This window comes from Porphyrobacter sp. ULC335 (assembly GCF_025917005.1).
GTDB lineage: Bacteria > Pseudomonadota > Alphaproteobacteria > Sphingomonadales > Sphingomonadaceae > Erythrobacter.
The window spans coordinates 1813074-1836368 of the sequence record NZ_CP078091.1 but is presented as its reverse complement, the minus strand read 5'-3'; the positions used below and the strand labels follow the sequence as shown (position 1 = coordinate 1836368).

The following is a 23295-nucleotide window of genomic DNA, read 5'->3' as shown; positions in this document are numbered from 1 at the left end:
GCCCTGCGCCGGTCCAGCCGCGTTTTAGCGAAACCGCCCTTGCCTGCGCGCTGCGGGCTCACGGAGCAGAAGCCATATGCCAAGTCCCAAGGGTCCGGCCATAAGCGTGGCGAAAAGCACGGGCGCCTGAATAAACCGCGAGATGTTCTTCGCATCCCCATCGCGTGAGATCCACAGGCCGACGAACAGGTCGAAGGCGAGGTAATGCGTCCAGCCGATTGTCACCCCTGCGTCGCTGGCAAAGATCGCCCGCACACCCGCGATGGTCGAAAAGTCGGCTCCGCCGCCGCCCGGATTGGGGATGAGTCCGCTCACCACCCCGATCAGCCCGGCGGCGTAGACCAGGCACAACAGGCCCACGCCCAAGTATAACACCGCCGAAAGCAGCGCCGGCCAACGCGGCAGGAGGATCAGCGCGACCCACCCGACCAGTGCCAGCATATTCACCGCACTGAAAATGAATGCCCAGCTCATGCCGCATCTCCGGTCTCGCCAACGCGGCGCCATTCGCGTGCAGCGCGCCGCATCGCCTCGTTGTCGTGGGTGAAGCGCCCGCCTGCCCGGCGTAGCGCAAGGCCGAGCGCGGCCTCGGCCACCAGCCCTGCGTCGATCGAGCGATAGCGTTCCCACGAACCCGTCAGCAGCGGATCGATCAGCGGTGCGGCGATCAGCGCGGCGCGCTCTGCAAAGCGCAAATCGCCCTGACGCTCACCGCGCAGCAAGCCGGGGTGCAGGATGTCCAGGCGCTTGAAGCCGATCCGTGACAGCGCGTCCTCGGTCTCGCCCTTCACACGCATGTAGAAGCTTTTGGACCGGGCGTCGGCACCCGCAGCACTGACCATCACCATATTGGGAACACCGGCCCGCTTGGCGGCCTCTGCGGTGGCGAGCACCAGATCATGGTCTACCGCCCGGAACGCCGCTTCGTCGCGCCCTGCCTTCTTCCAGGTTGTGCCCAATGCGCAAATCAGCGCCCGCGGGCGCACCGCATCGAGCACATCGCCCCACTTGTCCGGTTCAGACACGAACATTTCCATCCGCGCAGCGGGCGGCAGCGGTGCCTCGCGCCGGGCAATGCCGAGGATGCGGACATCATCGCCCGCGCTGGCAATCTCGATCACCCGACGTCCCACGAGCCCGGTCGCCCCGACCAGCGCGATACGCACAGGTCCGCTCACCCGCGGCTCATACATTGATCAGCCCCGACGGCCGCTCGCCGTAGATCTGGCTTACTGACTGCATGGCAAACCGGTCGCTCATCCCAGCGATGAAATCAGCGATCACCCGCGCGCGGTGCGGTTCGCGATCGGGCAGGCGCGCCTGCCAGTCGGCGGGCATCAGGCGGGCGTCCTGCGCGTAGGCAGCGAACAGCCGAGCGACCACATCACGCGCACGCTCGGCTGCCGAGACCTGTTCGGCGTGGTAATAGAGGCGTTCGTACATGAAGGCCTTCAGCCGCCGCTCCTGCGCGGCCATCGCTGGCGAGAAGCCCGCGAGTTGCCGCCCTGCTTCACGCACATCACTGACCGAACGCAGGCCTTTAACCTGCGCCGAAGTGTGGTCGATCACGTCGTTCACCATCATCCCGATCTGGTCGCGTATCATTTCGCGCAGCAGACGCTCACGCGGGGCATGGGGAAAGCGTTTTTCGACCGTCCGCCACTGGTCTGCGAGGAAATCGAGCGTGAGAAGATCGTCAAGCTGGAGAAACCCCGCACGCAAGCCATCGTCGATGTCGTGGTTGTCGTAGGCGATGTCATCGGCCACCGCCGCCACCTGCGCCTCGAGCGATGGCCATGTGCCAAGCATCAACGGGAAAGCATGATCAAGTTCGGCCAGCGCCCAATTCGGCGCGGTGACCGGGCCATTGTGCTTGGCGAGGCCTTCGAGCAGATCCCATGTGAGGTTGAGGCCGTCATATTCCGGATAGGGGCACTCGATCCGCATCACCGTACGCAGCGCCTGCGCATTGTGATCAAAGCCGCCATGCCGATCCATCGCGTCTGAAAGTGCAGCCTCCCCCGCGTGGCCGAATGGGGGATGGCCCAGATCATGCGCGAGGCAAAGCGCCTCGGTCAGATCCTCATCGAGCGCGAGTGCGCGGGCGATCACCCGGCCGATCTGCGCAACTTCGAGACTGTGGGTGAGCCTGGTGCGATAATGATCGCCGTCAGGTGCAATGAACACCTGCGTTTTTGATTTCAGCCTCCGGAAACTCATCGAATGGACGATCCGGTCACGGTCACGCTGGAAGGCGCTACGCGGGCCGCGGCGTTCGCCCCCGGAGGCACCGCCGAACTCACGCGGCCCGTGGGCCTCAGGATCAGCAGCATAGATGGCGCGGTTCATCACGGTTCCGGCGATTAGGCGAGCAGGCCGCGCTTCTCAACCGGAACGGGTCGGGAACACCACATAATTCGGCAGGATAGCATCAGGATCGGCTGAGGAAATTATGGGGCCGCCCTCCGGTGATTGGGGGGGAGGAAGGCGGCCCCAAGGGCCTGTCGGTGCGACCCGAAGACCCGGATTATGCCTTTATCGTTTCCGTGACAAAATCCGCGGGCGAGATAGGTGCAAAGATCGTCTGTTGCACCCCGTGCAATGCTGCAATGCGGCAAGACGCCCGCCCGAGCGGACGAGAGGAGGGCTAATTCACGACTTCCTGCTCAAGAATCCAGTCCGCAGCGGCCTCGCAATGAATGCGTGTGCTGTCGAAGATCGGAAGAACGTTGGCATCAACGTCCACCACCAGATCAAGCTCGGTGCAGGCCAGCACCACTGCCTCGGCCCCTTCCTGAGCGGTGTTGGTGATAATTGTCTTCAGCGTCCGCTCCGCCTCACGCGTGACTTTGCCAACCATCAGCTCGTCATAGATGATCCGGTCGAGCATCTCGACATAGGCAAGGTTGGGCGGCAGCAGATCGATGCCATGGGCGACCAGACGCTTGCGGTAGAAACTTTCGGTCATGACATTGCGGGTGCCGAGCAGTGCGGCACTGGTCTTGCCGGCGCGCTTCATGGCGAGCCCGACATATTCCGCGATATGCAGGATCGGAATGTTCACCGATGCGGCGACATCGTCATGAAGACGGTGCATCGAATTGGCGCCGATGATCAGGCCTTCGGCCCCTGCCCCTTCAAGCCGCCGGGCGCTATCAATCAGAACGCTGGCCGCACGCTGCCAGTCACGCTCTTCCACCAAGGCATAAAGCTGGCAGAAATCGAGGCTTTCGATCAGCAGCGGGGCGCTCGCCATCGGTGCGGCGCGTTTCTGGACGATGCGGTTGATGCGATCATAATAGGTCGCGGTCGACACCCAGCTCATGCCGCCGATGATCCCGAGTTTACGCAAACGGGTGCCCCTTCGATTCAGTGTGCAAGTGCGAACAACTCTAAGGCGCAACCGCGCCGCGCGTCCAGAGATCAAGCTGCGCGGCGGCGACTTACTCGGATTTTGGCGGCGAGGCGTGCTGCACGAGCCACGGTTCCAGATCGGCAAGGGTCTGCGCTGCCGCCTCTTCGTGGGGCAGATGGCCGATTTTGGGGTAGGTCACCAGCCGGTTGTTGGGCAGCACATTGGCGAGCCATTGTCCGGCTTCGACCGGAATGATCCGGTCTTCCTCGCCCCACAGGATCAACGTCGGCGTTGCCACAGCGGCGATCTGTGCTTCGGACAGCGGGTCATAGGGATAGCCAAAGCGCTTCAGCGTCGCGCGGCGGTTGCCGGGATAGCGGAGCAGTTCCCAGTAGCGGTCGACAGCGGCCTCACTCGCCACAGATTTCACCGAAACCGATTGCTCAAGGCTCTGCGCAATCAGGCTGCGCGGGGTGATCTGTTCGACCAGCAAGTTGACCCCCGGCATCCGGGCGATGGTGAAGCCGATATTGCCGCTGTCATCGTCTTTCTTGTTGTCCAGCTTCAGCATCGGCCCGCCGCTGCCGTCGACCAGCACAAGGCCGGTTAGGCGTTCGGGGTGCGCCGCGGCAAAGGCGAGCGCGTGCTTGCCGCCCATCGAATTGCCGCCGAGGACGAACTGCTTCAGGTCAAGCGTGTCGGCCACCTCGAGAATATCGGCGACATAATTGTCGCGGCTGTAATCGTCCTTGGGATCAGGACCGGTGAGACCATGACCGACCTGGTCGAAACGGATCACGCGGTACTTCGTCTTGAGAGTCTGCACCCACTGCTCCCACGTGTGCAGATCGGCATTCGATCCGTGGAGCAGGATTATTGCAGGCGCATCCTTCGGCCCCTCGTCACGAAGGTGCACGGTCACCCCGTCACCGATCGTCACAAACTGCGATGGCGGCCCGCCATACTTGGCGCGCATTTCTCCAGCGTCCGTGTCCGGCGTGCGGAAGACGAGGAAAGCGATCACCAGCACCGCCAGAAGCGCAAGCAATCCGCGCCAGACCCATTTCATCATTTCATCTCCGCAATCCAGCGCCGCACCACCGCCACGCCGTCCTTGTCGATACTCGACTTACCGAGTTCGGGCATGGCGATACCGGGTTCGGCGCTGTTCATCCGGTAGAGCAGGATCGATTCGTCCGGGTGTCCGGCGACGATCGAGAAATCATATTCGCCCGCACCGCGCCCCGCCGCGACCGGGCGCTTGCCGATGCCGTAGGCTTGCGGATCATGCTGCTCCCAACGCAGATCAAGGCCGGAATTGGACGCGCCGCCCCCGGGCTGGTGGCAATGGGCGCAGTTCACATCGAGATAGGCGCGGGCGAAGGGCGCGGCGGGGCTGTTGGCGGTATAGCCCGCCCACACCGGCATCGTCGCGCCGCCCGGTGGCAGGTGGTCAAGATTGCCCGCCTTGAACATGTCTCCCATCCATTTGACCGAAAGATTACGGGCTTTCGGGCCGATGGGGATCACCTGGCCATCCTTGCCGTGGCAGGACTTGCACTGGTTCTTGTTCGGGATGGCATAGGAAATCGCTTCCCCCGCAGGCGTCGTAAGTTCGACCCGGCCGCCTGCCAGCGCCAGCGTCGCTTCGGTCTGCTCGGCATTCCACCGATAAGGCAGCGCCACCCAACCATCAGCGCGGTGAAGCAGCACGCGGGTCTCGATCAGGCGGCGCTCCTCGCCCTCACCGAAAGCGAAGGTCTTGATGATCGCCGCACCCACGGGGAACTTAAGCAAGCCCTCTCCGTCAGCGACCAGTTTCGTGCCTTCGGGCAAATAGATGAAGCGCAGCTTGTCTGCCCCGTCCGACCAAAGCGGGGTGTTGAGAGCATAGGGATACACCCGTGCCGCCGGATCAAGCCCGCGCCCGTCCTGAAAGAAGGCGTATTCGCTCAGGTTCTTGGGGAAGGCCGCGCTGGTGATCGCGGCGTCGTTGACCGGCGCGGGTTCGAGCACCGTCGCCTGTGCCAGCGCGCCGCCGAGCGTGGCGCAAGCGAGCGCGAGGAGGCCCGCACCGCGCCTCACTTCAGCCGCGCTTCCAGTTCCGCAGGCGCGCCTACCTCGGGGAATTCCCAGGACTCAAGCGGAGTCAGGGTCAGCGGACCGGGCCGGGCTTCAGCTAGGCTCTGGCCGGGCTTCGACAGGTTGAGCGTCCAGCCGGTCACCCCCTCGGCAATGCGCAGGCCATTGCCGTCCTCGACAATTCCGTCCCACAGCACCGGCGGCAGCGCGCCGCCGAAGGCTTCGAGCAGCGCCTCCTTGCCATCAAGCTGCGGATCATCCCCCCCCGCGCCCGAAGGCGTTGGGGCCGACGATCACGTTACGGGCGTAGGGATTGTAACGCGCATCATCGAAGGGCTGGGTATAGGCGATCACCATGACATGCGCCGTGGCGTTGCCCTCGAAGGCGTTCTCCTCGATCAGCACGCCATCATTGGCCATCACCAGCACGCCCGTGCCGCGCCGCACGGAGGCGACGATATTGCCCGGGGGCGCGAAATTGGGGGTGTCGTTATCCTTCACCACATTATGCCGCATGATCACATTGCCGCCCCCCATGACCGGCAGGCCGGGCAGGTCGAACACCAGCAGACCGCCGGTGTTATGGGTGGCGATATTCTCGGTCACCAGCGCGTTGCGGCTGTTCTCGATCTCGATCCCGGCGACGTTGTATTCGACGAGGTTGCCCCGCACCGTAATGTCGCGACTCTGGCCGACGTAGATGCCTGCGTCCGACGCGCCCACCACCTTCGAGCGGGTCACCAGCACGCCCGTGCTTTCGACCGGGTAGATGCCGTAGGCCCCGTTGGTCGGCTTGGGCCCGCCAGTCCATTCGACGCGGATCGAGTTGTAGACGATCATGTCCGCGCCCTTGGACTTGATCCCGTCACCCTTGGGGTTCTCGATCGCGAAGCCATGCAGGGTGACGTTATCGGACGTGACGAGCAACCCTTCGCCCGCACCCTGCTGGCCGGTGAAATCGAGGATGGTCTTGTCCATCCCCGCGCCGCGGACAGTAACGCCGTCAACATCGAGGCTGAGCCCGTCGGTGAGCGTGAACCGTCCTTCGCCCAGTTCCACCACATCACCGGGCACGGCAAGGATCAGTGCTTCCTGCAAGCGCTCGCCTGCGCCCTCGCCCGGTGCGACACGGTGGGTCTCTGCGGCGAGCGGCGCGGCAGTTGCGAGCAATGCGGCGGCTAGAGCCAGTCGGTTCATGATATTCTCCCTCTCCATGCGCAGTGTGACGCATGCGGGGGAGCAAAAGCAAGCGCCTCAAGCAGCGCAGCGGTAGGCGGGCAAAAACGTCAGCCGATGCCGATCGCGCACAGCCCCGCGGAGGTGGTTAGCACGGCGACCGCCTCGCCATCATCGACGCGGCGCAGGCGCTTGACGAGTTCGCCGAGGCCGTAGCCTTCCTCGGGCTCGCCCGCCTGCGGTGCCATGCCCTGTCGCAGCTTCCAAAGCTGAGGAACGGTCAGCCGGTCCACCATGCGTTCGGCCATGCATCCGGCGCGCTTTTCACCGATGCCGGATTGCGTAAGGGCGCTCTTCACCTGCCATTCGATCAGCGGGTTGGCGAGGCCGGTGAATACCGCCCCCGCCCCCAGCAGGATGATCAGCAGAAGGCAGATAATGAGCTTCTTCATCAGTCGAGCGACTTGACGATTTCCTCGACCATCTTCTTGGCGTCGGCCAGCAGCATGACGGTCTGGTTCATGTAGAAGACGTCGTTATCGACCCCGGCATAGCCGACGCCGCCCATCGAACGCTTGATGAAGAACACCTGCTTGGCCTTGTCGACATCGAACACCGGCATCCCATAGATGGGTGAGGACTTGTCGGTCTTGGCCGCGGGGTTCACCACGTCGTTGGCGCCGATGATAAAGGCAACGTCGCACTGCGCGAACTCGGAGTTGATGTCCTCCAGCTCGAAGACCTCATCGTAAGGCACCGATGCCTCGGCCAGCAGCACGTTCATGTGGCCCGGCATGCGCCCTGCGACGGGGTGGATGGCATACTTCACCTCCACGCCCTTTTCCTTGAGCTTGTCACCCATCTCGCGCAGCGCGTGCTGGGCCTGGGCCACCGCCATCCCGTAACCGGGGATGATGATGACCTTCTCGGCCTGTTCGAGCATATAGGCGGCGTCTTCCGCGCTGCCCTGCTTGTAGGGACGTTGTTCGCGCGCACCGCCGGCTCCGCCAGCTTCAGGCGCTGCGCCGAAGCCGCCTGCGATCACCGAGATGAAGCTGCGGTTCATCGCCCGGCACATGATGTAGCTGAGAATCGCGCCGGAGGAGCCGACCAGCGCCCCGGTGATGATCATCGCCGAATTGCCGAGCGTGAAGCCCATCGCCGCGGCGGCCCAGCCCGAGTAGCTGTTCAGCATCGAAACGACCACGGGCATGTCCGCCCCGCCGATCGGGATGATCAGCAGGAAGCCGATGATGAAGGCCAGCACCGCGACCGCAAGGATCATCCAGCCCTCACCCGCCCCGCCCTGCGGCGAGACAGTGTAAAGCCCGATCAGACCGAGGATCGCGGCGAGTGTGCCGAGGTTGATGACATGCCGCCCCGGCAGCATGATCGGCGAACCGCTCATCCGGCCCGAAAGCTTGAGGAAAGCGATGACCGAGCCCGAGAAAGTGATCGCGCCGATGGCAATGCCGAGGCCAAGTTCGATCCGGCTGACCGCAAGGATCTGCCCCGCCCCCTCCGCGCCCCCGAAAGATTGCGGATCGAGAATCCCAAATGATTGCGGGTCAAGCCACGCGCCAAGGCCGACCACCACGGCGGCCAGACCAACCAGCGAGTGAAAACCTGCGACGAGTTCGGGCATCGCAGTCATAGCGATGCGGCGGGCGGTTGTGACGCCGATTACTGCACCGATAGCGATCGCAGCTAGTATCTGCGCGATGGTCCAATAATCAACAACTCGTTCTACCGGTGCTGTAAAGTCATCAGCCGTTGTCGGAATTATGGCCATTGGCACATGCGTAACCAGCGTGGTCCCTACCGCCAGGATCATGCCAAAGATGCCGTAACGGTTGCCCGCCTGACTGGTCGCTGGGCTCGAAAGCCCCCGTAGCGCCAGAATGAAAAACACACCCGCAACGAGGTAAGCGAGCATCGCCCAGGCAGGCGTGCCGCCTTCGCCCGATGCGGCTGCGGAAAGCAGGGAGAAGTCCATCTCTTACTTCTCCTTCTTCTTGTACATTGCGAGCATGCGCTGCGTCACCGCAAACCCGCCGAAGATATTGATGCTCGCCAACACCACTCCGAAAAGACCGAGATATCGGGCAATCGGGCTAGCCGCCTCGGCCGAAGCGATCAGCGCACCGACGATGATCACCGAAGAGATCGCATTGGTCACCGCCATCAGCGGAGTGTGGAGCGCCGGGGTCACCGACCAGACGACGTAATAGCCCACGAAGCAGGCCAGTACGAAGATGCTGAGAATTGAAATGAAGTCCATGGATCGCCCCTATTTCCCCGGCGCAAGATATTCGGTGAGTAGCGTCACCAATCCCGGCACATCCGCGCCGCGGCTAACATTGAACGCAATCGGCGCACTGCCCGAAACGGTCAGCGTGAGTTCGGTATCAAGATCGAAGTGGCCCGCGCTTTCCAGCGTAAAGGTGGTGATCGCGCGATAGGGGATCGTCAGGAACCGCTTCTTCGATCCCGTCAGCCCCTGAATGTCGATCATCAGGATGCGGCGATCAGTGAAAAGGATCGAATCGCGCACCAGCTTGAAAGCGAAGCGCACCGCCTCTCCTTGCGCCAGCGCATAGGAGAGATCTGACGCGGCGTCCTCGACGTCCCAGACCGTGGCGTTGATCAGGCCCATCGGCTTAACCGAGCAGCCTCTCGTTGACCACTTTGCCGCCCTGCGTCAGCCGGATGGCGTTGCCGATTTCCTCGTCGAGCACGGGCTTGCCCGCTTCCTTGTCCCAGAAGGCGCTGAGGAAATTGTAGTGGTTGCGCGCGAACAGAGCCGAGGCGTCGGCGGGAAGGTGCGCGGGCGTGTTCGAGAAGCCGATGATGTTGACACCGTGCTTGACCACGACCTCGTCCGCCTTCGAGCCCTCGACATTGCCGCCCTGCGCTACCGCAAGATCGAAGATCACGCTGCCCGGCTTCATCGTCGCGATCTGCGCGTCGGTGATCAGGCGCGGCGCGGCGCGGCCCGGGATCAGCGCCGTGGTGATGACGATATCCTGCTTGGCGATGTGGCTGGATACCAGTTCGGCCTGCGCCTTCTGGTATTCCTCGCTCATTTCGGTGGCATAGCCGCCCGAGCCCTCGCCCTCGATCCCCGCGACATTCTCGACGAAGATCGGCTTGGCGCCGAGCGACTGGATCTGTTCCTTGGTGGCCGAGCGCACGTCGGTCGCGGAGACCTGCGCACCAAGGCGCCGCGCGGTGGCAATCGCCTGCAAGCCCGCAACGCCCACGCCCATGATGAAGGCGCGCGCGGCCTGCACCGTGCCCGCCGCCGTCATCATCATCGGGAAGGCGCGGCCATACACATCCGCCGCTGCCAGCACCGCTTTGTAACCGGCGAGGTTCGACTGCGAGGACAGCACGTCCATCGACTGCGCGCGGGTGATGCGCGGCATGAACTCCATGCTGAGCGCCTCGTATCCCGCCGCAGCATAGGCATCGACCCGCTCACGCGCCGCAAAGGGATCGAACAGCGCCGCCACCCATGCACCGGGCTTGGCGCCCCCCAGCATGGCCAGATCCGGTGCCTGAATGCCGAGAACGATATCGGCATCCTTCACCGTCGCACTGGCGTCGGCCACGGTCGCCCCGGCTTCGGCATAGGCTTCATCGGTGATCGAAGCGATCACCCCGGCCCCCGCCTCCACCGCGACCGCGCAGCCGAGAGCAGCAAACTTCTTCACCGTTTCCGGCGTGGCGGCGACGCGCGTCTCGCCCGAGGCGCGCTCTTTCAGGATGGCGATTTTCACTAGGGCGCCGGCTTAGCTGGCGATCGCAGCGACGACGGCGAGGGTAATCACCGCGATAACCGGCACGGCCCATTTGAGCGTAGCCATGAACCCGCTGTAGGTGGCCGTGGCCTTTTCCATGTCGTGAACAGTCATGATTTCTTATTCCCCTTGAGCACCCGAACGCGCTGATGCGCGATTGGTTGCCGAATGGTTGTCGAAAGTTCCGGGCACGTGGCCCATGCCGCTCCCGTATCGAAGCAAGCACGCTATCTCAAGTCACCTTTAGTGAGAGGCCGAAGCCTTTCCCCCGAGTCTGTACCTTCGGCTCGGTGTCCCGCCGCGGCACAGTCTTAATCACGTTTTTACCTCCCCACCCTATGCACAGGCTTCTGATGTCGATTTCGGGACAGTTCCCGGGCGAACTAGGGAGCTAAGCGGCAAGACTAATGGCAGAGATGGATTGCCTCCCCCAGGCGCAGGAAGACGCGCGAATCGTCATGCTGATTGACGATGAACCCGCGCAGTCCCGGCTCATTACCGCAATTGCCGCGCGCGATGGCTGGCGCACGATTGTCGCCCCCGATGCCGAAACCGCGATCGCGATGCTCGGCACGCGCGAAGGGATGCAGCTTTCCGCGATCCTGCTCGATCAATGGGTGCCGGGCGATGACGCCTGCGCGCTGATTGCCGAATTGAAATCCCGCCGCCCTGCCCTGCCGATCCTGATGCTGACTACCAGCGCCTCGCCATTGCTGGCGGTCGAAGCGATGCGGGCGGGCGCAAGCGATTACCTCGTCAAACCCGTCTCCCCCGACCGGTTGATGGAAGCTCTGCGCACGGTCACCACCCGCGAATCCCCGCGTGACGAACTCGCCCCGCTGACCGAGAAAATGTCGGCCAGCCTCGATTTCGACGCAATGATCGGCACCGCTCCGCAATTCCGCGCCGCGTTGGCGCAGGCTGCCAAAGCCGCGCGCGGGCATGGTCATGTGCTGATCGAAGGCGAAACCGGCACCGGCAAAGAAATGCTGATGCGCGCGATGCACGGCGCTTCGCCGCGTGCCAAGGATCCGCTCCGGATTGTCAGCCTTGCCAGCGTACCCCTCGGATCAGTCGATTCGGTTCTGTTCGGACACGAACCCGGCTCCTTTCCCGGTGCTTTCGACCGCCAGATCGGCGCCTTCCAGCATTGCGACGGCGGCACCCTGATCCTCGACGAGATCGACCGTCTGAGCCCCGTTCTACAGCAACGTCTTGCCGAGGCGCTCGACAGCGGAATCATCCGCCCGGTCGGTGCCAGTTACGGTTTCCGAGTGGACGTGCGCCTGCTGGTGACAAGCAATGTCGGGCTCGACCGGATGGTCGCTGCCGGACAGTTCGATGCAGGTCTTGCGGCAAGACTGGCTGCGACCCGGATCGTGCTGCCACCGCTGCGCGACCGCACCGGCGACATTCCGGCGCTGACCCGCCATTTCCTCGCGCGGATCGGCGAGCAACCGGGGCTCAACCACCTCTCTGTCTCGGACAGCGCGCTTGCCCTGCTGGCCGCCTATGACTGGCCGGGCAATGTCCGCCAGCTGCAATCGGTGCTGTTCCGCGCTGCGGTCTATTGCGAGGGCAATTCGCTTACGGCCGACAGTTTCCCGCAGCTGTGCGAAATGCTCGGCGAACAGGGCAGCGTCACCGTGGCGAGCGCGCATGAGGGCGTGGGCGTGATGCTCTACACGCCCGACGGCAACTTGCGCCCGCTCGAAGAAATCGAAGCTGACGTGATCCGCCTCGCCATCGGCCATTATCGCGGGCGGATGACCGAAGTGGCGCGACGCTTGGGGATCGGGCGCTCGACGCTGTATCGCAAGCTGAGCGATCTCGGGATTGATAACGCCGCCTGATCGTCCTAGCCCAGCGGGTATGACGATCATTCAGGATTTCACGGGCCGCTCTGCGCTCGTCACCGGGGCTGCATCCGGGATCGGCGCAGCCTGTGCCAAGGCTTTCGCGGATCGCGGCGCATCAAGGCTTTTCCTTGTCGATGTCGATGCCGCAGGCCTTGAAGCACTGGAGCTTCCGGGCTGCGAGGTGCACCGCATTGTCGGCAGCGTCGGCGATGAGGCGCTTTGGCTGGATCTAGAGCCCCGCTTGACCGGCCTTGACCACGCTGTCGTCAACGCAGGCATCGGTTCGGGTGGCCCTATTGCGTCGATTTCGCTGGCAGAATGGCGCCGCGTGATGGCGGTGAACCTTGACGGAGCATTCATGACGCTCGCCTCGTCGTTGCGGGCGATGACGGGCAAAAGCGGCAGCGTGGTGGTGGTTGCCTCGACGACCGGGATCAAACCTGTGCCGGGGATCGGCCCCTATGGCGTGTCCAAGGCGGCGGTCGCCCACATGGCGCGGATTGCGGCCGCTGAAAGTGCCAGAAAAGGCATTCGCGTCAATGCGATAGCGCCAGGCGGGGTGGATACCGCGATCTGGGAAAGCGGCGATGATTTCAAAGCTTCGGTCGCTGCCATCGGCCGCGATGCGACGCTGAAGGCGATGGCAAAAACCACGCCTTTGGGCCGCTTCGCCTCCTCAGAGGAAATGGCCGACAGCATCCTTTATTTGCTGAGCGATGCCGCCGCCAATATCACCGGCCACGTGATGGTCTCGGACGGCGGCTTCACACTTTAAGTCGACTGGATGGTAAATCCGGGCACTGCGGCTGCTTCTTTGTGGCCGGGATGATACATGTCCATATAGACCATCGTCATTTCCGGCGTACTGCCTTCGCACTTCACCTCATAGCCATCGATGATCCGTTGATAGACGCCGGCCCCGAAACTGCCGACCCGCTGATAGGTCGGGCGCTTGCCGTCAGCGCAGCGCAGGCGATTGAGGTAGGCGCGCTGGCCGCCTGGCATGTCGGCCCGCACGGGGTTGTCCTTGCTGCCCAGCGGATAGGCCTGCGCAGCCTCGATCAGCTTGGCGAGCGCCTTGCCGCCCACGACCTTGGTCCCGAAGATATCGACCGTGTCCTGCGCCTGCACGGGCATCGCAATCACACTTGTGGTTGCCAGTGCCATAGCGGTCAGCATCCCTACCCCGAACGAAGGCTTCAACATCCCTTATCTCCCCTGAGAGGTTTGAAAGGTCGCACAAAGCTGTCAGCCGGGCAAGCGCCGATGGCTTGATCAAAGCGTAGGCATCACCACCCGAATGCTTCGGGCGCTCGGCCGGGAAGTTGATCCAGACTTCGAACTGGCGCGCGGAGGAGATGACCTGCGTCGAGGAGTCGACGATCCGCAAATCGGACAGCTTATTGGTTGCCCCAGCGGCGGCGCGGCGATGGCAGCAGCAAGAGTTGTGGCGGCGAGCACAGCTACCTCAGAGCGCCGGGAGCGTGCTGAAATCGGTAAGCGCCGCATCACGCATGCCCCGCCACACATTGCGCGCCTGCACCGTCTCGGCGACGTCGTGAACGCGCAGCAGGTGGACGCCAGCCTCCATCCCCTTGACCGCAAGCGCGATCGAACCGGCCAGCCGCCTGTCAGCCTCCTCCTCGGCCGATAGCGCACCGATCATCCGCTTGCGGCTCGCCCCGAGCATCAGCGGACTGCCGAGCGCGTGGAACAGTGGCAGGGCATTCAGCAACGCGAGGTTCTCTGCCAGCGACTTGCCGAAGCCGATGCCGGGATCAAGGATGATGCGCTCCTCGGCGACACCGGCCGCGATTGCCTTGTCGCGGGCCTCCTTGAGGAAGTCGAAGACGTCGCTTACCACGTCATCATAGGGCGCGCCCTTGTGGAGATCCTCACCTGCTCCCGGCGCGTGCATGAGCACCACCGGGCAGCCGCTTTGCGTCACCACCTCGATGCTGCGCGGGTCATAGCGCAGGGCCGAGACGTCGTTCGCCATGTGCGCCCCTGCACCTAGTGCTGCGGAGAGAACACCTGCACGGCGAGTGTCGACACTGATCGCTGCGCCCATGCTGGCACAGTACTCTACCGCGGGGACGACCCGGCGGATTTCCTCGTCCTCGAAGGTGGCCGCAGCACCCGGGCGGGTGCTCTCACCGCCAATGTCGATGATCGCGGCGCCCGCTTCAAGCATCGCGGCGGCATGGGCGCGGCCTGCCTCCATTGCGTCGTGCTGTCCGCCGTCGGAAAAGCTGTCGGGGGTCACGTTGAGGATCCCCATCACTTGCGGCTGATCCAACCTGACGGTTCGGGAACCCAGTTGGAGGGGGGAGTGGATCTTCCCCAGGTTCACCCATTGGCGCGTTGCGTCTTCTGCGAGGTTCGTTGGAAGCCGGGCGATCGCCGCTGCTATTTGTGCGGGCGTTCCTACAAAACGGCTGTGAACTTCAGTGCGGTTCCGCACCACCAGCGCGAACTCGCGCGCGTAGGACATGGACCCGCCCAGCCGCAGGGCATCGCCCTCCACCGCCTGCGGGCCGGAGACGAGTGTGAGCGGGTGGAGATAGACGCTGTCGCCCATCAAGGGATCAATCCTCGGCCGCCAGCAGGTAGAGCTGGCGCGCGGCATCGATCGGCTGCACATCCCCGCCGTTTTCGTAATGCCAGAAGGCCCAGCCATTGCAGCTCGGCGCGCCTTGCAGATCCTTGCCCAGCCCGTGGATCGAGCCGGTCTTGCCCCCGCACTCCAGCGAGCCATCAGTGCGCACCGTGGCGATCCAGCGGCGCTTCTTGTCGAACACTTGCGAGCCCGGAGGTATCAGCCCGGCCTCGACCACCGCGCCGAACGCCACCTTGGGCGCGCTGCGGGCCGACTGCATCGTGGTGAGCGCGCTTTCATCGAGCGGCAGTTCGCGGGCGATGCGCTTTTCAGCGACCTCGCGGTAGAAATCCTCGCGCTCGCAACCGATCCATTCGCGACCCAGCCGCTTCGCCACCGCGCCGGTCGTGCCGGTGCCGAAGAAGGGATCGAGCACCACGTCGCCCTTCTCGGTGGTCGCCAGCAGCACGCGGTACAGCAAGGCTTCGGGCTTCTGGGTGGGGTGGGCCTTCTTGCCGCCTTCCTTCAGCCGCTCGCCGCCCGAACAAATCGGCAGCACCCAGTCGGAGCGCATCTGAAGCTCGTCATTCAGCGTCTTCATCGCGCGGTAATTGAATTGATAGCGGGCCTTTTCCCCCATGCTCGCCCAGATCAGCGTTTCATGCGCATTGGTGAAGCGCGTCCCCCGGAAATTGGGCATCGGGTTGGTTTTGCGCCAGACGATGTCGTTCAAGATCCAGAAGCCCAGGTCCTGCAAGATCGAGCCGACGCGGAAGATGTTGTGGTAGCTGCCGATCACCCACAAGGCGCCATCGGGCTTGAGCACGCGGCGCGCCTCGGTCAGCCATTCGCGGGTGAACTTGTCGTACACCGCCATGCTGTCGAACTGGTCCCAGTGATCGGTGACCGCATCGACATGGCTGCCATCAGGGCGGTTGAGATCGCCGCCGAGTTGGAGGTTATAGGGCGGATCGGCGAAGACCAGATCGACACTCGCGGTCGGCAGCGAGCGCATCGCCTCGATACAGTCACCGGGCAGGATACGACCCAGCGGCAGATCGGCTGAACGCACAACTTCCTGCGTTTTTACAACGCTTTTTGCGCGCGACTTCACCTTCTCTATTACACTTGCCACGTGGCCCTCGCCTGTTATGCTGGAAACTTATCCACAGGCATGAGTCTTTGAAGAGTCCGCGTCAAGCCTCTAATTTTTCGGTGCTTGTCCGATATCCTGCGCCCGGAAAGCGGAACGAAGCGGGACCGACACAAGATGTTGAGTCCGGCCCCTGTGCGGGGACTCGATATGCAGGGGGTGTGGCGGCGAGGACTCAGTCCCAGGGCCATCACCGTCGTCCCAGCTTACGCTGGTATGACGTGAAGGTATGGCGGGCTGCCTAGATCAACGGCAACTGCGCCACGGGCGCAAAGCTGCGGCGGTGCAGCGGGGTGGCCCCGTGGACGCGCAGCGCTTCCATGTGTTCCGCCGTGCCATAGCCCTTGTTGCGCTCCCACCCGTAATGCGGGTGTGCGGCGGCGGCTTCCAGCATCTTCCGGTCGCGCCATTCCTTGGCGATGATTGAGGCGGCGGAGATCGCAGGCTCGATCCCGTCCCCGCCGACGATGGCGCGCGCGGGCCAGCACCATTCGGTGCAGCGGCCCTGCGGAGTCATATTGCCGTCGATCAGAACTTCTTGCGTCTCGCAGCCCAGAGCCGCCGTCAGGCTGGCGACCGCGCGGGTCATGGCCAGCATCGTCGCCATGAAGATGTTGACCCGGTCGATCTCGTCAGGCTCTACCACCGCCACGGCCCAGCAGCAGCTTTGCCGGATCGCTTTGTCGAGCACGCCGCGCCGCGCAGCCGAAAGGCGCTTGGAATCGTCGAGCCCCGCAGGTATCGCCCGTCCCAGCACAACCGCCGCGGCCACCACTGGCCCGGCCAGCGGCCCGCGCCCCGCCTCGTCAACCCCGATGACAAGCGGCTGGCGCGATGCCGTGATTTCCGGAGTGACCCCTAGCATGATCCGTTCTGTCCCATTGCTCGCCGCTCTTTCCGCTTCCGCGCTGGCGCTGACAAGCTGCGCGAATGCTGAAACCGGGGAAACCGCACCTGCGGCCGCCGCCGATGGCATGCCCTTTGCGGTTTCCGAGGTCGCGACGTTCGAGGAACCCTGGGCCATCGCTTTTGCCCCCGGCACCGCGATGCTGTTCGTGACCGAGAAGGCCGGGACGGTAAAGGTGGTTGACACGGCAAGCGGCAAGACCGGTACGGTCTCCGGCGCGCCCAAGGTCGATTACGGCGGTCAGGGCGGGCTTGGCGATATCGCTTTCCTTCCCGCCGAAGCTGGCATGCCGCTGGATGGGCGCACGATCTATCTGAGCTGGGCCGAGGCCGGCGAAGGCGATACCCGCGGCGCGGTGGTCGGCAAGGGCACGCTCGCCTGCACCGGCGTGGACGCTTGCGCGATCGAAGGCCTCGCCGTGATCTGGCGCCAGACCCCCAAGGTCAGTGGCCGCGGGCATTATTCGCACCGCATCACCTTCTCGCCCGATGGCAAGTACCTGTTTGTCGCCAGCGGCGAACGCCAGAAGATGACCCCTGCGCAGGATACCACCAATACACTTGGCAGCATCGTACGCCTGAACCTTGATGGCACACCCGCAGCGGGCAATCCGATGGCGGACAAGGGCGGCGTGACGGCGGAGATCTGGTCGTACGGCCACCGCAATATCCTGGGCATGGATTGGGACGCGCAGGGCCGGTTGTGGGAAGTCGAGCATGGCCCGGCGGGCGGGGACGAGCTCAACCTTGTGAAACCGGCAGCCAATTACGGCTGGCCGATCCGTTCCAACGGCGAACATTACAACGGCGATCCGATTCCCGATCACACTGCCGATGACGGCTTTGCCCAGCCCGCGCTCAGCTGGACTCCGGTAATCGCGCCCGGCGACATGCTGATCTACACCGGCGACATGTTCGCCGCGTGGAAGGGTCACGCGCTGATGGCAGGCCTCGCCACGCAAGCCATCGTCGATGTCGCCATCGAGGGGGAAACCGCCCGCGAAGTTGCGCGCCACGAATTCGACACGCGCCTGCGCTCCATCGCACAGGGCCCCGATGGCGCGTTGTGGGTGGCAGAGGACGGCAAGGGCGCAACCCTGCTGAAGCTCACCGCGCGCTGATGGCTTCGACGACTGCGACCCTGATCCCGCTCGAGGCGGTCGACCCCGCCATGATCGAGGAGGTGCTGGACCGTGCCTTCGGACCGGACCGGCACGCGCGCACCGCCTATCGCATCCGCGAAGGCATGCCGTGGCTGCCGGGCCTGAGCCTTGCTGCGCTGGACGAGAACGAGATGCTGGTCGGCACAATCCAGTGCTGGCCGATCGGCCTCCAGACTAAGCAGGGGCAGGTCCCGCTGGTGATGGTCGGGCCGGTCGCGGTGGTGCCTGAACGGCAGGGCGAAGGCTTCGGCGTCGGGCTGATGAGCGCGATGATTGCCGAAGACGCGCGGCTTGCGGCGGGCGGAGGACGCGCTCTGCCGCAGGTACTGATCGGCGATGCGGACTATTACGGGCGCTGGGGCTTCTCGGCGGCGCTGACTGGCGGCTGGCGTTGCCCCGGCCCTTACGAGCAGCACCGGTTGCTGGCGCGCGGCCACGGTCTTGCCGCCATGCCCGTCGACGGGATGCTCGGCCCGTGGGAGGGGTAGAGACGCTACCCCCTTCACCTTGGCGCCCGCATCTGCCATCCCCCTGACCCTATGCCTTACGAACCGCCCCCTTACCTTGCTGGCCTGACGCTCGCCGAGATTGCTGCGCTGGTGGCTGATCGCAAGCTCCCCCCGGTCGAAGGGTGGGCGCCGCAGCAAGCGGGCGAAAGCCATATGCGCATAGCGGCTGACGGGACGTGGTTCCACGAAGGCGGCGTGATCCGGCGCGAGGCGATGGTGCGGGCCTTTGCCGGACTCCTCCGGCGTGAGGCGGATGGACAGCACTGGCTGGTCACCCCCTTTGAAAAGCTGTCGATCGAAGTCGAGGATGCCGCCTTCATCGCGGTCGATTGTGTGCGGGCCGATGATGCGCTGGCCTTCCGGCTCAACACCGATGACATCGTGATCGCCGGGCCGGATCACCCCCTGCGCGCGGCGGGGACGGCAGAGGAACCCGCGCTCTATCTCCACGTGCGGCGCGGATGCGAGGCGCGGCTCAACCGCTCGACCTGGGCGCAGCTGGCAGAGATTGCGGTGGCCGAGGGGGCGGAGGCGAATGGCTGGCAGGTCACCAGCCAGGGCGCGACCTTTTCGCTGCTGCCATGAGCCTGTTCGATCCTCTCGCCCGCGCCTTTGCGGAAGGTCACGCGCGCGACATTCCCGATTTGCTGAGCGATGCGCATTTCGCCCGCGATGGCCGTGCGACGCCCGCCGCGGTGCTGATCGCGATCACCGACGTGCCGCATGATCCGCAGGTGATCCTCACCCAGCGCCCCCGCGCCATGCGCGACCATCCCGGGCAGGTCGCCTTCCCCGGCGGCAAGATCGATCCGGGCGAAGATGCCGTGACCGCTGCCCTGCGTGAGGCCGAGGAGGAGCTTGCCCTCCCCCGCGATGCCGTGCGGGTGATCGGCACCAGCGATGTCTACCACACCGGCACCGGCTTTCTGGTGACTCCGGTGGTGGGCGTCGTCCCGCCCGGCCTGCCGCTCGTGCCCAATCCTTCCGAGGTCGAGGCGTGGTTCGAGGCACCGCTCAGCCTGCTGCTCGATCCAGCCAGCTGGACCAGCAACGAAGTGTTCTGGCGCGGGGCGAACCGGCGCTACCTGGAATTGGACTGGCAGGGCTTCCGCATCTGGGGGGTGACTGCGGCGATCATCGCCAACCTTTCGCGGCGCATGGCGTGGGAGGGTGTCTCCGATGCTGCATGACCTGCGCGATGCTGACTGGACGCGCCGCCCCGGCCTTGCCGCGCTGACCGCGGCGCTGGGGGCGCAGAACATCCGCTGGGTCGGCGGCGCGGTGCGCGATGGCTTGCTGGGCGTGCCCGTCCATGATGTCGATTGCGCCACCCTGCTGCTCCCCGCCGAGGTCATCGCCGCCTGCGGCCGTGCAGGGATCCGCACCGTCCCGACCGGAATCGAGCACGGCACCGTAACCGCGATCCTCAAGGATGGCCCGGTCGAGGTCACCACCCTGCGCCGCGATGTCGCCACCGACGGCCGCCGCGCCACCATCGCTTTCGCCAGCGACTGGCCCGAGGACGCCGCCCGCCGCGACTTCACGATCAACGCGCTATACGCCCATCCCGAAACGCTGGAGATCGTCGATTACTTCGGGGGCATAGACGATCTGCGCGAAGGCCGCGTGCGCTTTATCGGCGACGCGCACCAGCGGATCGCCGAGGATCACCTGCGCATCCTGCGCTATTACCGCTTCCAGACCCGCTTCGGCGCGGCGCTGGACGCCATTGCCGAGGCCGCCTGCGCCGAACTTGCGCACACGCTGAAAGGCCTAAGCCGGGAGCGGATTGCCGCTGAACTCCTCGCGCTGCTCGCCCTGCCCGATCCGCACGCCACCATTGCGCGGATGCATGGCAATGGCGTGCTCGGCGTGATCCTGCCCGAAGCCTGCAAGGCCCATGTCGCGGCCCTCGCGCGGCTGATCACGGCCGAGCGCGAACAGGGCATTGCCGCAGATCCGGTGCGGCGGCTTGCCGCGCTGCTGCCGCCCTCGCCCGAGATTGCCGAGACCGTTGCCGCCCGCCTGCGCCTATCCAAGGTGCAGAGAAGCCGCCTTGTCGCCGCTGCCGAGCGCGGGGCAGGTGACACCGCCAACCCGCAAGCGCTCGCCTATCACCTCACCCCGCCGGTCGCGATCGACCGCCTGTTGCTGACCGGCGGTGATGCGCGCGTGCTCGCCGACTGGACGGTGCCGGTCTTCCCGCTCAAGGGCGGCGCGATTGTCGCGCGCGGGATCACCGCCGGACCGGAAGTGGCAAAGCTGCTCCAGCTGATCGAGAAACGCTGGGTCGCCGAAGGTTTCCCGAGCGCAGACCGGGTCAACCAGATGCTCGCCGAGGAACTTGGGACCAGCGCCTTCCGGTTTGATTAGTCAAACCGGCCCGACTTCGGGAACCCCTGCGGCGGCATCCGTCCGGCCGCGCCGCGCGCGACCTTCCACATGCGGATTTCGGTCTCGGTGCGGGTGCGCTCGCCCGATCCGCCCATTTGCCAGCTGAGGCCATCGGCGAGCACAAAGGTAATCGCATCGGACATTCCGCCATCGCGGTAACGCTGCAACTGCACGCCCTGCCCGCGCGACATGACCGGCAGTTCTTCAAGATTGAAGACCACCAGCTTGCGATTGTCGCCGACGCAGGCGACGTGATCGTGGCCTTCGGCAACCTGGCGGATCACCGCCAGCTTGGCGCCATCCTTCAGGTTCACCACCTGCCGCCCCTTGCGGGTCTCGGCGAGCAGCTCGTCCATCTGCGCGACAAATCCCTTGCCGTGGCTGGACGCCAGCAGCAGCTTGCCACCCGGACGATGCACCATCATCGCGCTGACATTCGCCTCGCTTTCAAGGTCGACCATCGTGCGCACCGGCTCGCCAAAGCCCCGCGCGCCGGGCAGCTTGTCACAGCCCAGCGTGTAGAACCGCCCGTCCGAAGCCGCGAGCAGCAGCTTGTCAGTTGTCTGCGCGTGGAGGATGAAGGCGAGCGCATCGCCCTCCTTGTATTTAAACTCCTGATCCAGCGGCACGTGGCCGCTGGCCGCCCTGATCCAGCCCTTCTGGCTGAGGATCACGGTCACAGGTGCCTTCTCGATCATCGCATCCATGCTGAACTCGATGGTCGGCGCAGCTTCGGCAATCAGCGTGCGGCGGCGGCCGAGCGGCGTGTCCTCGGCATAATCCTTGCGCAGATTGCGCAGATCGCGCTTCAACCGGGTGCTCTGCTTGGCCGGGCTTTCGAGCAGGGCGGTGAGATCGGCCTCTTCGGCCAGCAACTCGTCCTGCTCCTTGCGCAGCTGCATTTCCTCCAGCTTGCGCAAAGACCGCAGCCGCATGTTGAGGATCGCTTCGGCCTGCCGGTCGGTCAGTTCGAACTCGGCCATCATCACCGGCTTGGGCTCGTCCTCGGTGCGGATGATCTCGATCACCCGGTCAAGGTTGAGGTAGGCGATAATATAGCCGCGCACCAGTTCCAGCCGGTTGGCGATCTGGTCCAGACGGTGTCTGGCGCGGCGCTGGAGAATGTCGATCTGCGCGAAAGTCCAGCTTTCCAGCAGTTCCTTCAGCCCCATCACCATCGGCGTGCGCCCCAGCCCCGGCGGCGCATCGAGCACGTTGAGGTTGAGGCTGAAACGCGTTTCCAGATCGGTCAGCTTGAACAGGCTTTCCTTCAGCAGCTCCGGATCGACATTGCGGCTTTTGGGGACGAGCACGATGCGGATCGCGGTGTCGCTTTCGTCGCGCACGTCTTCAAGGATCGGCAGCTTGCGATCGGCAATCGCCTGCGCGATCTGTTCGATCAGCTTGCCCTTGGGCACCTGGTAGGGGATTTCCGAGATGACGAGCTGCCATTGCCCGCCGCCCAGCCGTTCGATCCCGGCGGCGATGTCATCGGCGTCCTTGGCCTCGGGCGCGAGGAACCGCCCGCGCAGCCGGAACGCGCCGCGCCCGGTACGATAGGCTTCGGTGATCGCGGCCTTGCTGTCGACCACCTGCCCGCCGGTGGCGAAATCGGGGCCGTGGAACAGCTCCATCAGCTGTTCGTGGCTGATCGAGGGATTGTCGATCAGCGCCAGCGTCGCATCGATGATTTCCGCGACATTGTGGCTGGGGATGCTGGTCGCCATGCCGACCGCAATCCCGCTCGATCCATTGGCGAGCAGGTTGGGGAACAGGCCGGGGAAGATCTCGGGCTCGATCTCCTCGCCGTTATAGGTGGGGATGAAATCGACCGTGCCTTCGTCCAGCCCGGACATCAGGGCCAGCGCGGTCTTGGTCAGCCGCGCTTCGGTGTAGCGGTAGGCGGCGGCATTATCGCCGTCGACATTGCCGAAATTGCCCTGCCCTTCGACCAGTGGATAGCGCAGGCTGAAATCCTGAGCGAGGCGGACCATCGCGTCGTAGACCGACTGATCGCCGTGCGGGTGGTACTTGCCGATAACGTCGCCAACCACGCGCGCCGATTTCTTGAAGGCATCATTGGGGTTCAGCTTCAGCTGCCGCATCGCCCACAGCAGGCGGCGGTGCACCGGCTTCAGCCCGTCACGCAGATCGGGCAGCGAGCGCGCGGTGATCGTCGAGAGCGCATAGACCAGGTAGCGCTCGGACAGCGCGGCATCGAAGGGGGCATCGACGATGGCGTCAAAGCCGTCGTCGGGTTCCTTGGGCAGGACGGGATCGGACATGCCCCCCGTCT

Annotated in this window: 26 protein-coding genes; 7 read left to right on the top strand and 19 right to left on the bottom strand. The window is 64.7% G+C overall.

Translation table 11 applies throughout. The features are described 5' to 3' along the window. Positions 1–24: 24 nt before the first annotated feature. The 14 genes from KVF90_RS08720 to KVF90_RS08660 form a co-directional block, all read right to left on the bottom strand. Entirely contained in the window at positions 25–474 is a 450-nt protein-coding gene (locus KVF90_RS08720) for an ABA4-like family protein (RefSeq protein WP_264391200.1), read from the bottom strand. Continuing rightward, positions 471–1178, bottom strand: a complete 708-nt coding sequence (locus tag KVF90_RS08715; protein WP_264391199.1) for an NAD(P)H-binding protein — start codon at positions 1176–1178, stop codon at positions 471–473. The genes KVF90_RS08720 and KVF90_RS08715 overlap by 4 nt, the downstream gene beginning before the upstream one ends. Before the next feature lie 7 nt (positions 1179–1185). Further along, positions 1186–2349, bottom strand: a complete 1164-nt coding sequence (locus KVF90_RS08710) for a deoxyguanosinetriphosphate triphosphohydrolase (protein WP_264391198.1) — start codon at positions 2347–2349, stop codon at positions 1186–1188. A 298-nt stretch (positions 2350–2647) separates the two neighbouring features. Continuing rightward, complete coding sequence (locus tag KVF90_RS08705; RefSeq protein ID WP_264391197.1) at positions 2648–3352, bottom strand: aspartate/glutamate racemase family protein; 705 nt, start codon at positions 3350–3352, stop codon at positions 2648–2650. Positions 3353–3443: 91 nt separating this feature from the next. Next, entirely contained in the window at positions 3444–4427 is a 984-nt protein-coding gene (locus tag KVF90_RS08700) for an alpha/beta hydrolase (RefSeq protein WP_319641016.1), read from the bottom strand. After that, positions 4424–5440 (bottom strand): SO2930 family diheme c-type cytochrome, encoded by a 1017-nt coding sequence (locus KVF90_RS08695; RefSeq protein WP_264391196.1) that lies wholly within the window; start codon positions 5438–5440, stop codon positions 4424–4426. The genes KVF90_RS08700 and KVF90_RS08695 overlap by 4 nt, the downstream gene beginning before the upstream one ends. After that, positions 5437–5634: a hypothetical protein gene (locus KVF90_RS17385; RefSeq protein WP_319641015.1), complete on the bottom strand. Its 198-nt coding sequence runs from the start codon at positions 5632–5634 to the stop codon at positions 5437–5439. Before KVF90_RS17385 ends, KVF90_RS08695 begins: the two co-directional genes overlap by 4 nt. 58 nt (positions 5635–5692) lie before the next feature. Continuing rightward, entirely contained in the window at positions 5693–6634 is a 942-nt protein-coding gene (locus KVF90_RS08690; RefSeq protein ID WP_319641014.1) for a parallel beta-helix domain-containing protein, read from the bottom strand. Between the two features lie 89 nt (positions 6635–6723). Further along, the gene (locus KVF90_RS08685; protein WP_264391195.1) at positions 6724–7065 is read right to left on the bottom strand and encodes a hypothetical protein; all 342 of its coding nucleotides are present in this window, start codon (positions 7063–7065) and stop codon (positions 6724–6726) included. Continuing rightward, positions 7065–8609 carry an NAD(P)(+) transhydrogenase (Re/Si-specific) subunit beta gene (locus KVF90_RS08680; protein ID WP_413676981.1) on the bottom strand — a complete coding sequence of 515 codons (1545 nt, stop codon included), beginning with the start codon at positions 8607–8609 and terminating at the stop codon, positions 7065–7067. The genes KVF90_RS08685 and KVF90_RS08680 overlap by 1 nt, the downstream gene beginning before the upstream one ends. Positions 8610–8612: 3 nt before the next feature. Then, positions 8613–8894 (bottom strand): proton-translocating transhydrogenase family protein, encoded by a 282-nt coding sequence (locus KVF90_RS08675; RefSeq protein ID WP_264391193.1) that lies wholly within the window; start codon positions 8892–8894, stop codon positions 8613–8615. A 9-nt stretch (positions 8895–8903) separates the two neighbouring features. Beyond that, positions 8904–9269 carry a PH domain-containing protein gene (locus tag KVF90_RS08670; protein ID WP_264391191.1) on the bottom strand — a complete coding sequence of 122 codons (366 nt, stop codon included), beginning with the start codon at positions 9267–9269 and terminating at the stop codon, positions 8904–8906. A 4-nt stretch (positions 9270–9273) separates the two neighbouring features. Beyond that, a complete protein-coding gene (locus tag KVF90_RS08665) occupies positions 9274–10395 on the bottom strand; it encodes an NAD(P) transhydrogenase subunit alpha (protein ID WP_264391190.1) in 1122 nt (373 codons plus the stop codon). Between the two features lie 12 nt (positions 10396–10407). After that, positions 10408–10530, bottom strand: coding sequence for a hypothetical protein (locus KVF90_RS08660; protein WP_264391189.1), 123 nt, complete (start codon positions 10528–10530; stop codon positions 10408–10410). 302 nt (positions 10531–10832) lie between these two features. Between KVF90_RS08660 and KVF90_RS08655 the strand changes: the two genes are divergently transcribed. Then, the gene (locus KVF90_RS08655) at positions 10833–12269 is read left to right on the top strand and encodes a sigma-54-dependent transcriptional regulator (RefSeq protein WP_264394463.1); all 1437 of its coding nucleotides are present in this window, start codon (positions 10833–10835) and stop codon (positions 12267–12269) included. A 19-nt stretch (positions 12270–12288) separates the two neighbouring features. Further along, positions 12289–13050, top strand: a complete 762-nt coding sequence (locus KVF90_RS08650) for an SDR family NAD(P)-dependent oxidoreductase (RefSeq protein WP_264391188.1) — start codon at positions 12289–12291, stop codon at positions 13048–13050. On the opposite strand, the gene KVF90_RS08645 is transcribed toward KVF90_RS08650, so the two are convergent. From KVF90_RS08645 to KVF90_RS08630, 4 genes are all read right to left on the bottom strand, one after another. Continuing rightward, positions 13047–13481: a hypothetical protein gene (locus KVF90_RS08645; protein ID WP_264391187.1), complete on the bottom strand. Its 435-nt coding sequence runs from the start codon at positions 13479–13481 to the stop codon at positions 13047–13049. The genes KVF90_RS08650 and KVF90_RS08645 overlap by 4 nt on opposite strands. Before the next feature lie 262 nt (positions 13482–13743). After that, positions 13744–14856 (bottom strand): dihydropteroate synthase, encoded by a 1113-nt coding sequence (folP, locus tag KVF90_RS08640; protein ID WP_264391186.1) that lies wholly within the window; start codon positions 14854–14856, stop codon positions 13744–13746. 7 nt (positions 14857–14863) lie between these two features. Then, entirely contained in the window at positions 14864–16009 is a 1146-nt protein-coding gene (locus KVF90_RS08635) for a site-specific DNA-methyltransferase (RefSeq protein ID WP_413676980.1), read from the bottom strand. Between the two features lie 259 nt (positions 16010–16268). Next, positions 16269–16892 (bottom strand): ribonuclease HII, encoded by a 624-nt coding sequence (locus tag KVF90_RS08630; RefSeq protein ID WP_264391185.1) that lies wholly within the window; start codon positions 16890–16892, stop codon positions 16269–16271. Here KVF90_RS08630 and KVF90_RS08625 point away from each other — a divergent pair. The 5 genes from KVF90_RS08625 to KVF90_RS08605 are packed head-to-tail and all read left to right on the top strand — an operon-like array spanning position 16891 to position 20978. Next, positions 16891–18054 (top strand): PQQ-dependent sugar dehydrogenase, encoded by a 1164-nt coding sequence (locus KVF90_RS08625; protein WP_264391184.1) that lies wholly within the window; start codon positions 16891–16893, stop codon positions 18052–18054. The genes KVF90_RS08630 and KVF90_RS08625 overlap by 2 nt on opposite strands. Beyond that, entirely contained in the window at positions 18054–18584 is a 531-nt protein-coding gene (locus KVF90_RS08620) for a GNAT family N-acetyltransferase (RefSeq protein ID WP_264391183.1), read from the top strand. Before KVF90_RS08625 ends, KVF90_RS08620 begins: the two co-directional genes overlap by 1 nt. Positions 18585–18635: 51 nt before the next feature. Then, complete coding sequence (locus tag KVF90_RS08615; RefSeq protein ID WP_264391182.1) at positions 18636–19190, top strand: DUF1285 domain-containing protein; 555 nt, start codon at positions 18636–18638, stop codon at positions 19188–19190. After that, the gene (locus tag KVF90_RS08610) at positions 19187–19795 is read left to right on the top strand and encodes a CoA pyrophosphatase (protein WP_264391181.1); all 609 of its coding nucleotides are present in this window, start codon (positions 19187–19189) and stop codon (positions 19793–19795) included. Before KVF90_RS08615 ends, KVF90_RS08610 begins: the two co-directional genes overlap by 4 nt. Then, the gene (locus KVF90_RS08605) at positions 19785–20978 is read left to right on the top strand and encodes a CCA tRNA nucleotidyltransferase (RefSeq protein ID WP_264391180.1); all 1194 of its coding nucleotides are present in this window, start codon (positions 19785–19787) and stop codon (positions 20976–20978) included. The genes KVF90_RS08610 and KVF90_RS08605 overlap by 11 nt, the downstream gene beginning before the upstream one ends. Here KVF90_RS08605 and parC read toward each other — a convergent pair. Further along, positions 20975–23284, bottom strand: coding sequence for a DNA topoisomerase IV subunit A (parC, locus tag KVF90_RS08600; protein ID WP_264391179.1), 2310 nt, complete (start codon positions 23282–23284; stop codon positions 20975–20977). The genes KVF90_RS08605 and parC overlap by 4 nt on opposite strands. Positions 23285–23295 lie beyond the last annotated feature (11 nt).

Bases quoted from the DNA above. Each gene is read 5' to 3' on its own strand.
- KVF90_RS08610 (WP_264391181.1), top strand. From the start codon at position 19,187: ATGAGCCTGTTCGATCCTCTCGCCCGCGCCTTTGCGGAAGGTCACGCG.
- KVF90_RS08660 (WP_264391189.1), bottom strand. From the start codon at position 10,530: ATGACTGTTCACGACATGGAAAAGGCCACGGCCACCTACAGCGGGTTC.
- KVF90_RS08650 (WP_264391188.1), top strand. From the start codon at position 12,289: ATGACGATCATTCAGGATTTCACGGGCCGCTCTGCGCTCGTCACCGGG.
- KVF90_RS08685 (WP_264391195.1), bottom strand. From the start codon at position 7,065: ATGAAGAAGCTCATTATCTGCCTTCTGCTGATCATCCTGCTGGGGGCG.
- KVF90_RS08620 (WP_264391183.1), top strand. From the start codon at position 18,054: ATGGCTTCGACGACTGCGACCCTGATCCCGCTCGAGGCGGTCGACCCC.
- KVF90_RS08625 (WP_264391184.1), top strand. From the start codon at position 16,891: ATGATCCGTTCTGTCCCATTGCTCGCCGCTCTTTCCGCTTCCGCGCTG.
- KVF90_RS08675 (WP_264391193.1), bottom strand. From the start codon at position 8,894: ATGGACTTCATTTCAATTCTCAGCATCTTCGTACTGGCCTGCTTCGTG.
- KVF90_RS08710 (WP_264391198.1), bottom strand. From the start codon at position 2,349: ATGAACCGCGCCATCTATGCTGCTGATCCTGAGGCCCACGGGCCGCGT.
- KVF90_RS08670 (WP_264391191.1), bottom strand. From the start codon at position 9,269: ATGGGCCTGATCAACGCCACGGTCTGGGACGTCGAGGACGCCGCGTCA.
- KVF90_RS08630 (WP_264391185.1), bottom strand. From the start codon at position 16,892: ATGCTAGGGGTCACTCCGGAAATCACGGCATCGCGCCAGCCGCTTGTC.
- KVF90_RS08720 (WP_264391200.1), bottom strand. From the start codon at position 474: ATGAGCTGGGCATTCATTTTCAGTGCGGTGAATATGCTGGCACTGGTC.
- KVF90_RS08690 (WP_319641014.1), bottom strand. From the start codon at position 6,634: ATGAACCGACTGGCTCTAGCCGCCGCATTGCTCGCAACTGCCGCGCCG.
- KVF90_RS08645 (WP_264391187.1), bottom strand. From the start codon at position 13,481: ATGTTGAAGCCTTCGTTCGGGGTAGGGATGCTGACCGCTATGGCACTG.
- folP (WP_264391186.1), bottom strand. From the start codon at position 14,856: ATGGGCGACAGCGTCTATCTCCACCCGCTCACACTCGTCTCCGGCCCG.
- parC (WP_264391179.1), bottom strand. From the start codon at position 23,284: ATGTCCGATCCCGTCCTGCCCAAGGAACCCGACGACGGCTTTGACGCC.
- KVF90_RS08680 (WP_413676981.1), bottom strand. From the start codon at position 8,609: ATGGACTTCTCCCTGCTTTCCGCAGCCGCATCGGGCGAAGGCGGCACG.
- KVF90_RS08700 (WP_319641016.1), bottom strand. From the start codon at position 4,427: ATGATGAAATGGGTCTGGCGCGGATTGCTTGCGCTTCTGGCGGTGCTG.
- KVF90_RS08655 (WP_264394463.1), top strand. From the start codon at position 10,833: ATGGATTGCCTCCCCCAGGCGCAGGAAGACGCGCGAATCGTCATGCTG.
- KVF90_RS08605 (WP_264391180.1), top strand. From the start codon at position 19,785: ATGCTGCATGACCTGCGCGATGCTGACTGGACGCGCCGCCCCGGCCTT.
- KVF90_RS08615 (WP_264391182.1), top strand. From the start codon at position 18,636: ATGCCTTACGAACCGCCCCCTTACCTTGCTGGCCTGACGCTCGCCGAG.